This is a genomic window from Flavobacterium ginsenosidimutans, from assembly GCF_003254625.1.
GTDB lineage: Bacteria > Bacteroidota > Bacteroidia > Flavobacteriales > Flavobacteriaceae > Flavobacterium > Flavobacterium ginsenosidimutans.
In genome coordinates this window covers 186353-199088 of sequence record NZ_QJRJ01000080.1, presented here as the reverse complement: position 1 = coordinate 199088, position 12736 = coordinate 186353, and the positions used below count along the sequence as shown (strand labels likewise).

The window sequence follows — 12736 nt, the reverse complement described above, 5'->3', positions numbered from 1 at the left end:
ATTTAAATTAATAATTCAAAAGTAAAACCAATCAAAATCAGTATTTTATGGAAATCCGTAATGAAACAGAATTTTAAAAGAAGAAGTTTTTTAAACGGAAAAAAGAGGACAATGAAGTTCCTCTTTAAAACATATTGGTTTGATGTTTTATTCTTTTTCTAAAATAAAATCTTTAATGATTTTATCCATGTTAGAAGGCAAGTCGGCATTTTTGATTTCGAAATGTTTTATCTTCATTTCAGAAAGCCATTTAGTCCAGTAAGCTTTTATAATTTTTTCTTCGAAAGGATTATTTTTACTTGGATTTATCCCTAAAACTAAGACTTCAAGATTGGATAAGTCGGTATCAGTTTTAATGAAACCAAAATTTTCTTTTTCAAATTTTTTCTCCCAATCGTTTGTATTTAAACCATTTTGTTTAATAAGTTGAGGTGTTAAATAACTGGATAAATTTCCGTCTTTGATTTGAGTTCCTTCATAAAACATATACCCGTCTGTTAAAATAACCAAGATGTTTCTGAAATTCTTATCAATGCATTGATCTTGTACTTTACTGTCAAAAAAGTTCCAAATATCTGAACCAATGTATTTATCATCTTTAATTGCAGATTCATAAATAGTTGCCGTTTTTAAAGAATAAGTATCATTAATGGAATTGAGGAATTTTTTTGAAGCATTATCTTTAGTAACATTAATTCTCAAATCTTTTGAAATAGAATTAATTTCAGAATTTTCAGGTTCGGGATTAAAGAATAACTGCATTTTATCATTAATCTGTCTCATTCTTTTGGATTTTAAATGCTGCGTAAAAGCTTCAGAAACCGATTTGATATATCCTAAATCTCTTTGGTATATTTCCATTGTAGCATTCGGATTTTTTTTGAGACTTATTCGATCTGACAAATCAACAAGAATACTGATATTGTAATTTTCTGAAATGGAACTTTTAGTTGAGGTTTCCTTGTTTTCAGTTTTGGTTTCTTCTTTGCATGAAAAAAATAAAACCAATAATAAGGATGTTGAAATTTTGAGTAGAGTGTTTTTCATCTTAATTAATTTTAGAATATATCAAGTGTTGAAAGTCAGGATCAACTAAATTTAATTTTCCAAGATGTTCCTCAGAGTAAAGTTCACAGCTTTGAAGAAGCTCTTCTTTTTCTTTATATGGTAAAGCCAATTCGGTACCAATTGCCTGAAACCAGCCTTCTTTGTATTGATGATGATAATGAAGATATTCTTTTACAGGAAAAACAAAACCGTCAATTTTGGCTTGCAATTCGGAGATTTTACCATTAATAATAACAGTTTGTTGTTTGAAGTCGTTGATTTTGTTTATATAATCCGTTTTTAGTTTTTCTAGGTTGAGTAAATTTTCTTTTTTTCCTCTTATAAAAGCTCTGATCTTATCAATGTTTTCAAATTCTTTCATTACAAAATCAAATACAAGTCCCCAAATGATATAGACTACAAAACCTGCAAAAATGATCATCCAGAATTCTGGTTCGCCCAAAGCAATATTTAAATTATACGGAGAGGATTCTGTTGTTTTATTAAACTCATATATTTTTTTCTCAATGATATAAGCCAAAAGAGAATCGAATAAAAACGTAATAGCAAAAAGCGCAGCGAGCCTAAAAATATTTTTGATTCCTTTTCCTTTTTGAACCATGTGAATCACGTAACCCAATCCCATAAAAACAAACGGAATAGTCGTAACCAAAACGCCTTCAAGCCAGCTTGCCTTAAATGCATTTGTGAAAGCATCTGCATCGAAGATTGCCGCAGTTAAACTGTCATTTGAAAATTCCTTAAAAAAAGCAGAATAAGAAGCGGAAATGTAGAATACCAAAACATATAATGTAATTGGAAGCAAAAGAATAAGACCAATATAAAATTGGGCTTTTAGACCTTTTCCTTCTTCAATTCCGTATTTATCAGGATTGCGTTTAACTTCTATAATTTCGTTTTTTATCTGATCAATATTCTCATTGATATCTTGTTCTTTTTTCTCAAAAATACCAATAGCCGTTTCAGATTTTTTAAGTTCGGTTCTGTTTTTTTCCTGTTCTTCGCGATAAGGCTGTTTGAGTCTGTCTTGCTCCATTTTTTGTTTTCGGCATTGATCTTCAAAACTCATGTACAAATTTTGAAGACATGCTTTTAAAACAATTGGTTTTCCAGTTGCTTTTACCGATGCGGCAAAACCGCTTTGATAATACGTAATTCTAATTTGTTCTCTGTCTTCTTCATTTTCTTCCAAAACTTTAAAAGAAGGATCTTCAGATTTTTTTAAACTAAATAATTGTGAAAGTGGTTTCATATCTTAAGCGTTTAGTTGACTAATAATTTCTTCTTTTCCAATGTTTTTCTGAACACAATCAATTAAATAATCAGATAAATCATTGATATTTTCTTCGATGAAATCAAATTTCCTGCAATACTTTCTCAGCATATTTAATTCATCATCAGTAATTTTTCCATCGGCCCAGATAATTCTGGTAAGATCATACAGATATTCAATTTTTGTATTTAAAGCTTCTGGAACAATAAATTCTGTATTGACAGGATTTAGAAAAAGTTTATCCAGTTCTTCTTTTGGAATTCCTCTCTCGTCTGCAAAATGATACAGCATTTGAAGCTCTAATACATCAAATAGATCATCTGATAATGCCATTTGATATAATCTTAAAAAATGACTTTTTAGTTCTAGTGTTATCATAGTTTTGGGTTTAGTTAATTAGTCTATCAGCGATTTCCTCTTTGTCAATTATTAGTTGAGAAGGAAGAATCATTCGGATTTCGTTATTAATTGGATTTTTAAAAATTGAAAAATTTCCTCTACAGTTTTTATATCGAAATTGAAATGCTTTTAATCCCTTTATGAATCCTTCGTTTTGTGTTATTTCAAAAACATAATTTGAGCAGGATTTTTTAAAAATGCATTTTCTTCTTTTAGATTGAGGAATTAAAATCCAATACAATCGAATAATTAATACAATGAAAATTTTCATTTATTTTTGAAAAACAATTAAATGAGTGAAAAGTGTTTGAGCTGGTCTTGCTCCGAATCCGAAACATCCCATTTCGGCATTAACAAAAGTTGTTATGTTTTCAACTCTTACATATTTCCAGTCTTTTTCTGTGTGATATTTAATAGCACTTTCTAATTGTTCTGCGATTTGTGAAGATGTGTTTTTCTTTAAATCGATTGAAGCTGCAAATGGCACTACTTTGTATTCCATAATTTTTGGTTTTAATTAATATTAAATTGTTTTATAATCCAAAAGTAAAACCAATCAAAACCAGTATTTTATGGAAAACCGTAATCCGTAAAATTTAAATTTCGGAAATAAAAAAAGCCCCCGAAGGAGCTTGAAAATGATGCGATGAGAATTTAAATAATTCCCATATCTTTTGTAATGGAAACCAAATGAATGGTATTATTTGCCTTGAAAAAGTCTTTTAGTTTTGATAACCTTTTTTCCATTGCACTTTTACTGTTCGGTTTAATATCACTAGTTTTAAAAATCTCGATGATTTCATCTTGCGAAGTTCCAGCAGACAAATACTTTAAAATTTTAATATCGACATCGTCAATTTCGTAATTGCCTTTTTCCTGAAGCGCAGATGCAACTTCGGGTGAAATAAATTTTTGATCAGAATTCGAAATCAAGGTAATCGCTTTTTTAAGATCTTCAATACTATTTCGGCCTTTTAGCACAAAGGCGTTAATTTCAGAATTTTCGAAAAGTGATTTTATGCGAACATTTTTATCTTCAATAGAGTAGGCAATGATTTTAATATTAGGTTGCAGTTCACGAACTTTCTCAATTAGCTCGTCACCGCTACCAATTTTTACTTCACGATGGTCTTGTTTAAATGAAAGATCACTAATTAATAAATCATATGGTTCATTATCCTGAATGGCTTTTCTTATTTTTAGAAAAGCATCGTCACAATATTTTGCGTGCTGAAAATTGACAATGTCGAAATCATTCAAAGTTTGTTTTATGGCTAAATTGAATTCTTCAAAATCCTCGGCAATAATTACTTTTTTAAACATAGGCTCTTATTTAGGCATTGTTATTTTTACTTTGAAACCTTTATTTGGTTCAGTGTCAAAAGTAATAGTTCCGTTTATAGCCAAAATACGGTTTTCCATATTTTGCAAACCATTTTTTATAATCTTTGACTTTTCGCAACCTTTACCAATATCGCTGTAGTCAATAAATAAAGAATTGGAGTTTGAATTAAATGTTATTGATACGACAGCAGCTTCACTGTGTTTTTTCATATTAACCATTAATTCGTGCAAAACTCTTTGGATGGCAATCTTTTTTAAATCCTCAACCGCATCCCAATTTACTTTATCAATACCATTAATAATAACATTTGTTTGACTGCTATTATAAGTTGAAAGCATTTCTTTTAAATTATTGGGATAATTTGCACCAGTATCGATATTATTATTTTCTCGAGAAATCCCTCGAACTCGCGAATAAATATCATCCAATTTTTCCAATAAGTTGTCTTTGTTATTCTCGTTGGTTAAAGGCTGGGTTTGAGTATAAGTAATAGCGTGAAATACATCGTTTGCCAAACCATCGTGAATGTCTTTTGCAATTCTGGTTTCAGTATCATACGCTGTTTTTATTTTCTCCATTCGGTTTCTGTTGTCATAATGCTTTTTCAAATATGCCAATAAAAACAGCAATATGGTGAAAGCGGCAATAAAGATGATTTTTTCGTTTTCAGCTTCTTTAAGAGCAACTAAATTTTCGGCTTTTTCTAAACGAAGTTTTTCATTTTCGGCTTTTTCTTTTTTCGAATCATATTTAATCTTAGCAAACTTGTTTTTGAAATTGTTGCGAATTTTAATAATGCTATCATTTAAGAAAATGAATTTTTGGGCATAAGCATTTTGAGAATCAGAATCATTTGATATTAAGAATGATAACGCTTTTAAACGTTCGTCAATACTATGAAGTTTTGTAGCTATCTCATACGCTTTTTCTGCATATTCATTTGATTTTTTAATATCAGTTTTTGAGAAAAATTGAGCCAAATGAAGATTGCTGGCAATAGTTGCATATAAATCTTGAGACTCTGTTCTAATTTTCAGACCTTCATTCATTAATGCAAGTCCCTTTTCGTTATTGCCAATTCTAAAATAAGCAAAACCAAGATTGTCTAAAACCCTTGCTTTACTTTGTTTTGAAATTTGTTTTTCTTTTAGAATTGATTCTAGAATTTGAATGGCTTCTTTGTACTTTTTCTGTTCGATATAAATAACAGCGATATTATTTAAAGGGGAGAATTTAGAAACATTATTCTCAGCATCTTTAATTGCTTCATTGTAGTAATAAATTGCATCATTATAAAGAGAAAGTTCTTTGTCTGCAATTCCAAAAAAGTTATTGATAGAAACGGTGAAAACATCTTTCTTTTTAACGAATGGCAACGCTTCTGTTAAGGTTTCTTTGCTTCCGTAATAATCTCCATTTATTTGTTGGATGGAAGCCATTTGAATTAAATTATAAACAATATTGGAACTGTCTTTTACAGTTTCAGAAAGTATTTTAGATTTATTAAAATTGTAAAAAGCGTTGTTGTAGTTTTTGTTTTGAAAATCGGCAATGCCTTTATCTCTTATTTGATAAGCTTCATCTAAGCGAAGATTGACTTTAGGAGACACAGTTGTTTTTTCTTTACAAGAAAAGAAGAAGAGAACCATTAGCAGACAAAAAAACGGGGATCGTAGCATAAAAGTTACTTTCCCCGAAAATAGTAATAATTTATTTATATTTTACTGTTTTTTTAATTATGGTTTTTTAGGTGGCGGCACCACAACTGGATCATCTTCTGGCCCTTCAGCTTGTGCGCCTTTTATAGGACTAACTTCTTTTTTTACTTCAGTTTTGTCAGCAGCTGTTTCTAATTCGTCAGCAGCGCAAGAAAATAATGTAGTTGACAACAGGGCACACGCTCCCCATAAATATAATGTTTTCATTTTTTTAAATTTTAAAAGTTGGACATGGGTATTGCTGTCCGGAATATTTTTCCAGGTTGGTTAATGAATGGCAATACCAAATTTTGTTTGGGAAGTGAAGTGTGTAGAACTATAAAACATTATTTATACTTCCCAGATAAACTCTGTTTTACGGTTTTCCACACTTGTTGACTTAACTAGTTTTGTACATTTGTTTTTGACCTGCAGATCAAACGTTAACTAATTTTGTTGGAGCAAAGATATAGGGGGGTTAGAGCTGTATTGGTACGGAATTCCTGGATGTCCTATCTTTCCAGTTCAATCCGAAAAAAACCGAAAAATCCGAGAAGAAATCCGAAAAATCCTGAAGGCCTATGCGAAAAAATACTTTAGAAAAAATTGAAAATGATTATAGAGAAGCTATAAGAAATAAGTTTAGAATTGAAAAAACTGAGGGAAAACACTCTCATTATTTAAGTAACCCTTCGCAAGCACTTCTAAGGGATTTGTGTTGGGAAATTTTTAGCTCAAATCCAAAAGATGAAGATTTGAGTGTATATCGTAATTTTTTCAGAACTGATTTTAAATCGGAGGAAGATACTTCTACTAAATACACAGATAAGTTTAAAAAAGTAGGAGGGTTTTATAGAGGAGAAAAAAATCCTGCCAATATTACTACTGTAGATTTAGCCGCAATTTTAGTAGATTTTCAACCAAGACCTTTTAATAAGTTTAGAAAAGAAATTGATCCAGAAGATTTGAAATTAATTGAAGAATTAAGAGATACTAATTTTCCGAAAAATGATTTTTTCTCTGATAATTTGACTGATGAGGTAGAAATTGAAAAAGTTGCCGATTTAAAAAGTGAAGAACAAGAGCAAATTCAAAGTCAGGAATCAGAACTGATTCAAAACCAGAAATTAGAATCAGTGCCAATGCCAATTGTTTCAGTAACTTCTGTTGTAAAAGAAGATAAAGAAAAGCCTGAAAATATAATACCAACTAAGCTATTACATATAGGCATTGTAACTTTTGTAGTTTTTGGTTTGGTTGCTGCAGTCATTTACTTCGCTTTCTTTAACAAACAATGCATGCAATGGTCAGAAGATCATTATGAGATTGTAGATTGTTCTTCGAAGATTGAAGGTAATTTTAATGAAATAATTCGACTAGATAAAGATCTATTGGACTTTAGAAAAATTAAAGCTTGCGATACTACAACTTGTTTTCTAACAAATGGAGATCCTATCGTTTGGTATGGTAAAACAGCAAACGGAATAGATTTCTTTAATGATAATGGAAATGGGTTGCATCCAGAGAATAAAAAAGCGCTACACCCTATGACTGGCTATATGTTTAGTAAATACCTGAAAGGGAAAATTTGCGAATAATGATTTTATAGCTCTTAATTTTAAGTTAAAATGCGATTTATGTAAAATATTCCTAAAATCATGGAATTTTCTGTAGGATTATACTTTTAATTTAGCAGTATAATTTTTAAACAAAAATCTACCATGAAAAATAAAGCATTATTATTAGGATTATTAAGTATCGGGTTTTTTGCAATTTCTTGCAGTAATGATGATAACGAAGGGGAAACAATAGTTCCAATACAAGGGAAATACAATTTAAGTAAAACAGGAACAATTGTTAACGGACAAGAAGTTTTAATTGACGCAATAGAAAACGAAAGTGGCTGTAACAGAGATTATTTAGATTTAAGAGTGAGTAATGCAGCAGTTATTGGAGATTATGATGGTACAGATTGCGCCTTGACAGAAACTACAGGGACTTATGTAAGATCTCATAATGATTTAACGATTACAATTGGGAACGTTAGTTCAGTAAGCGATATTATGAATCTTACGAACAAAGAATTAAAAATAAAAGACAAAACAACTGGTGTAATTACAGTTTATACTAGATAAGAAAATTTGTTTTGAGATAATTTCAATTTGTTTTGAAATGGAAAACGGAAACGACTTTAATGTGGTTTCCGTTTTTTTTTTTATGAAATTATATCACGAATATTTTAGTTGACAGGAATATAAATATCAAATGCCGCTCCTTCATTTTGGATTCCTGATGCAGTGATAATTCCGTTGTGGTTTTCTACAATTTTTTTCACAATTGCCAATCCAATTCCAGTTCCGTTGTAGCGGTCTCGGCCATGAAGGCGCTGAAAAACTTCGAATATTTTTTTGTTGTATTGAGCTTCAAAACCAATTCCGTTATCTGAAACTTTAACATGACAATATTTTTTGGCAGGGATCAGTTTTTCATTTTCTAAATCTTTGCCTAATTCAGTTTTGCTTTCAATTTTAATTACAATCGGAATTTCTGGATTTGAAAATTTCAATGAATTGCTGATCAAATTATAAAGTAATTGCTTGAATTGAAACGGAATAATATCGACGTGGCAAGTTTGTTTAATTTCAATAATCGCATTTTTTTGTTCTAATTCTTCCGTTAGATCTTCTTTTACTTCTTCGATAATCTGGCTGAGGTCTGTTTTTATAAAAGTGCGTTCATGCGCATTTGTTCTCGAATAAGCCAATAAATCATTAATTAAAGTCTGCATTCGCTGCGCTGCGTTTTGCATTCGTTTAAATTTATCTTTTCCGTTTTCAGATAAATTCTCAGATTCTTTCTCGATAATCTGCGAAGCAAAAGTCTGAATTTTTCGAAGCGGTTCTTGCAAATCATGACTCGAGATGTAGGCAAAAGACTGAAGTTCTTTGTTCATTTCTTCGAGTTCATTGTTTTTTTGCTCTAGTTCGAGTGCATTCATTTTTAATTTATCATCGGCTTTTTTTCTTTCTGTTAAATCATGCGTCACTTTTGAGAAACCGATAATTTCATTTTGCTTATTATGAATTGCAGTTATTACAACACTTGCCCAGAATTTACTTCCATCTTTGCGTGATCGCCAGCCTTCGTGAACGACTTTTCCATTTTCGATTGCGAGCTGTAAAAGTTTTTCAGGCAGTTTCTTTTGCTGATCTTCTTTGGTATAGAAAATCGAAAAATATTTTCCAATTACTTCTTCAGCTTTATAACCTTTTATTTTTTCGGCTCCAGCATTCCAGTTTTCAATAATTCCGTAGGCATTTAGATATAAAATAGCATATTCCTGAACTTCTTCAACCATTAAATGATAACGCTCTTCGCTTTTTCGAAGCGATTCATTCATCTGGATTAATTCTCTTGTTCGAGCTGTAACCTGCTGTTCAAGCTCATGTGTAAAAGCTTTTTCGGTATGAATATCGGTAAAAGCGCCAACCCATTTTATAATTTTATTGTCGGGACCAAAAACAGGTTCGCCAATAACGGTATGCCATCTATAAGAGCCATCTTTTCTATGCATTCTCACATCGCAGCGATACATTTCGCCCGTTGCGAGCGCGTGCTGCCATATTTTGACATTTTCTTCAAAATCGTCAGGATGAATCATTTTTTGCCACGAACCTTCAATACCAGGTTCAATGCCAGTATATTCCATCCATTTTCCTGATGTAAATAGTGCATTTCCTTCGGCATCTGTTTCCCAGATTAATTGCGGAATACTTTCTGTAAGCGAACGGAATCTTTTCTCGCTTTCTTCGATTTTTTTTCTGGCTTCGACTTTTTCGGTAACATCGATAAGCGTCATTCTAAGTCCTGAAATCGAATTATCGCTTTCGCGAAGCGGTGCAAATTCAAAATCAACATAAAACTGATTTCTGCCTTTTTCATTATCAATAAAAAGTAAGGATTCAGATTCTGAATATACTTTTCCTGATTCGTAAACTTTCTTTAATAATTTGGCATATTTCTGTTTATTCAATTCTGGAAATAATTCCAATATTTTTTTTCCTTGAACTTCCGATTCTTCTTTTTTCCAGATATTCTTCAAAAGGGCAAAATTGGCCATTTCGATAACAAAATCATTTCCGCGCAAAATAGCTTTTGGAACAGGCGACTGCATAATAAGATTGCGCAGTTTTTTTTCGCTTTCCTCAATTTTCTGCTGATATTTCTTTTCTTTGGTAATATCTCGAATCGTACCAATTAGTTTTTCAGGCTGATGATTTTCATCATAAAAAACTTTTCCTTTTCCTTCAATCCAATGTATCGATTGGTCTTTCCAAATTACCCGTACTTCATAATTTAGTAAACCTGAACGTAGCGCTTCCTTAAAACCTTTGTTCCTTATATGAACATCGTCAGGATGAAGATGCGCTAATAATTCTTCATGCGTCAACAGTACATATTCGGTGTAACCGCCAATAATTTCAAGATATCGTTGAGAATAAGTTGGAATTCTCGTTTTTACATTCAATTCCCAAGTTCCCAATTCGCTGGCTTCAACTACTATTCTTAAGCGTTCTTCGTTAAGTTCGATTTTTTTTCTGGCTTCAACTTTTTCGCTTACTTCTGTAACGGTTACTAAAATTCCCGAGATTGCACCATTTTCTTCTTTTAATGGATGATAAAGAAAATCAAAATACGAAGTTTCAATTTTTCCGTATCGGTTTAAAGGAACAGGAACTTCAATTCCATGAAAAGGAATTCCAGTTTTTAAAACGCCATCTAAGAAAGCGCTGACGGTTTCTTTTACTTCAGGCAATGAATCATACAACGATCTTCCTATAAAAGTTTTTTCTTCTCGATCTACAAGTTTAAGATAAGCTTCATTGGCCATTTCCACAATATATTCTGGCCCTCGAAGAATGGTAATACCAACAGGCGCCTGTCTAACTGTGTTACGGAAACGTTTGTCACTTTCTTCAATTTTTTGTTTGGCCAAGAACAAGTCGGTGATATCTACGGCGGTATTCATTACACCATAAATTTTACCATTTAGATCGTACAACGGCGTAAAACTGTAATTGAAATAAGATGTTTTTAGAACATTATCAACAACAAGATCAATTCGGGTATTTTTAGAATGAAAAGATTGTCCCGTTTTATAAACAGTTTCGACTTGTTTAAAAATGGGTTCATCTTTTAATTCGGGAAGAATTTCAGTGTATGTTTTTCCAATCACGTCAGGACCTTTTCCCCAAACTTTAATGATTGAATCATTAGCAAGTTCAATGCGCATTTCTTTTCCAACATAAACGGCAATAGGGAAAGGTGCATTTTCGACCAATTGTCTTATTTTCTGTTCACTTTCTTCTACTTTTGAGCGAGCCAAAACTTGAGCAGTAACTTCTGTAGCAATTGCTGCAACGCCGGAAATAGTTCCGTCGGGTTCTCTTAAAGCTTCGTAAACAAAATTGATATAAGTATTTTCAGTTTTTCCGTTTCGATTTAATTGGACAAAAAGTTCGTCTGTCTTAATTTTTTTTCCGTCTGTAAAAACGCTGTGCAGAATTTCATCAAAACCTTGTTTCTTTAATCCAGGAAGAACTTCAAAAATGGATTTATTAATTACATTTTCTGCTTTTGTTTCCCAAAGCTGGAGCATTTGGTCATTAGCAATTTCAACAATATGATTTTCACCTCTAAAAATACACATTGCAATAGGAGCTTGCATAATATTATTTACAAATCGTGCATTACTTTCTTTTAGAGCATCTGCAACAATCTTCTTTTCTGTGGTTTCAATAACAGTCACTAAAATACCACCGACAGACCCATCTTCAATTTTTATTGGACTGTATGAAAAATCAAAAAAACAATCTTCTATATAACCGTTTCGATGTAATGAAACTTTAAAATCAGGAAGACTTACCGCTTGTCCCTGCATTACGTTGGCAAACATTGGACCTATGGTTTCCCAGATTTCAGCAAATGTATTTCGGGAACTTCCGCCTAAAGCTTCTGGATGTTTAGAAGCCCCAAGAATAGGTCTAAAAGCATCATTGTAGAGTTGAGTATAATTTTTTCCCCATGCAATGTACATTCCAAACGGATTGCCAAGCATCATTGCGGTCATTGTTTTTAAACTTTGTGGCCATTTTTCAGGATCGCCCAAAGGTGTTTTGCTCCAATCTGCAGAACGAATTAAACTTCCCATTTCGCCACCTTCGGAAAGAAAATAATGTTCCTTTTTTTTGCGGTTCATTTCCAAAGAAGATTAAGGTTGCAGTATAAATTTTGCTCTTTCGGGCTGTTTGAAATTATTTTCTGATGCTACATTTAGTGCTTTTTCGATAACAGTTTTAAGTTTAGAAAAATCACCAGGTTTTCGAATATAATAAGAAGCACCTTTTATGTACAAATTGTTTACAATTTCGCTATCGAGCGAAGTTGAAAAAATAATAATAGACAGGTTTTTTAGTTTTTCGTCGTTTTTAATTTCATCCAGACATTCAAGACCATTTTTTCGGGGCATATTTAAATCCAAAAAAAGAACATCTGGAAAATTTGAAATATTTGTTTTGAGATAATCCATCAATTGTACACCATCGTGAACCATAGATAGATTAGTGCTGACAGCTATTTCATCGAGAGCTTCTTTAAAGAAAAGGCAGTCGTCTTCGTCGTCGTCAGCCAATAAAAGATTGTAATGCTCCTTACTCATATTGTAGTCTCCTCAATTTAGGGTTAAGTTTGTTTGGTTAAATTTAACTTTTTTCCGTAAGATTTTCTGCTTTTTTGTGAAGAATGTTTTTTAAAACACAAAAAAATAGCATATAAATATGTTTTTCATACTCAAATGCAATTTTCTGCTAAAAACTGCGTTTAATTTATTCTTATCGTTTTTTCGATGCAAAACTATTCTTGAGATTAGGTTTTCTTTTCAAATTAGAAATTAGA

12 protein-coding genes are annotated in these 12736 nt (G+C 31.6%); 2 read left to right on the top strand and 10 right to left on the bottom strand.

The features are described 5' to 3' along the window. Positions 1-147: 147 nt before the first annotated feature. The 8 genes from DM444_RS17125 to DM444_RS17090 all read right to left on the bottom strand — a co-directional run bounded on the left by DM444_RS17125 (position 148) and on the right by DM444_RS17090 (position 6010). Complete coding sequence (locus tag DM444_RS17125) at positions 148-1047, bottom strand: hypothetical protein (RefSeq protein WP_111288840.1); 900 nt, start codon at positions 1045-1047, stop codon at positions 148-150. Position 1048: 1 nt separating this feature from the next. Further along, a complete protein-coding gene (locus DM444_RS17120; protein ID WP_111288838.1) occupies positions 1049-2320 on the bottom strand; it encodes an ABC transporter permease in 1272 nt (423 codons plus the stop codon). A gap of 3 nt (positions 2321-2323) precedes the next feature. Continuing rightward, a complete protein-coding gene (locus DM444_RS17115) occupies positions 2324-2719 on the bottom strand; it encodes a hypothetical protein (RefSeq protein WP_111288836.1) in 396 nt (131 codons plus the stop codon). A 10-nt stretch (positions 2720-2729) separates the two neighbouring features. Then, positions 2730-3011 (bottom strand): membrane protein insertion efficiency factor YidD, encoded by a 282-nt coding sequence (gene yidD, locus DM444_RS17110; protein WP_111288834.1) that lies wholly within the window; start codon positions 3009-3011, stop codon positions 2730-2732. Continuing rightward, a complete protein-coding gene (locus tag DM444_RS17105; protein WP_111288832.1) occupies positions 3012-3242 on the bottom strand; it encodes a hypothetical protein in 231 nt (76 codons plus the stop codon). Between the two features lie 152 nt (positions 3243-3394). Next, entirely contained in the window at positions 3395-4063 is a 669-nt protein-coding gene (locus DM444_RS17100) for a response regulator (protein WP_111288830.1), read from the bottom strand. Between the two features lie 6 nt (positions 4064-4069). Beyond that, positions 4070-5695, bottom strand: a complete 1626-nt coding sequence (locus DM444_RS17095; RefSeq protein ID WP_317048485.1) for a tetratricopeptide repeat-containing sensor histidine kinase — start codon at positions 5693-5695, stop codon at positions 4070-4072. A gap of 126 nt (positions 5696-5821) precedes the next feature. Continuing rightward, positions 5822-6010: a hypothetical protein gene (locus tag DM444_RS17090; RefSeq protein ID WP_111288826.1), complete on the bottom strand. Its 189-nt coding sequence runs from the start codon at positions 6008-6010 to the stop codon at positions 5822-5824. Between the two features lie 353 nt (positions 6011-6363). On the opposite strand from DM444_RS17090, the gene DM444_RS17085 reads away from it, so the two are divergent. Further along, positions 6364-7380, top strand: coding sequence for a hypothetical protein (locus DM444_RS17085; RefSeq protein WP_111288824.1), 1017 nt, complete (start codon positions 6364-6366; stop codon positions 7378-7380). A gap of 123 nt (positions 7381-7503) precedes the next feature. Next, positions 7504-7917 carry a lipocalin family protein gene (locus DM444_RS17080; RefSeq protein WP_111288822.1) on the top strand — a complete coding sequence of 138 codons (414 nt, stop codon included), beginning with the start codon at positions 7504-7506 and terminating at the stop codon, positions 7915-7917. Between the two features lie 104 nt (positions 7918-8021). Here DM444_RS17080 and DM444_RS17075 read toward each other — a convergent pair whose 3' ends face one another. Both DM444_RS17075 and DM444_RS17070 read right to left on the bottom strand, forming a co-directional pair. Further along, entirely contained in the window at positions 8022-12041 is a 4020-nt protein-coding gene (locus DM444_RS17075; RefSeq protein ID WP_111288820.1) for a PAS domain S-box protein, read from the bottom strand. A 12-nt stretch (positions 12042-12053) separates the two neighbouring features. Further along, positions 12054-12500: a response regulator gene (locus DM444_RS17070; RefSeq protein WP_111288818.1), complete on the bottom strand. Its 447-nt coding sequence runs from the start codon at positions 12498-12500 to the stop codon at positions 12054-12056. Between the last annotated feature and the right edge of the window lie 236 nt (positions 12501-12736).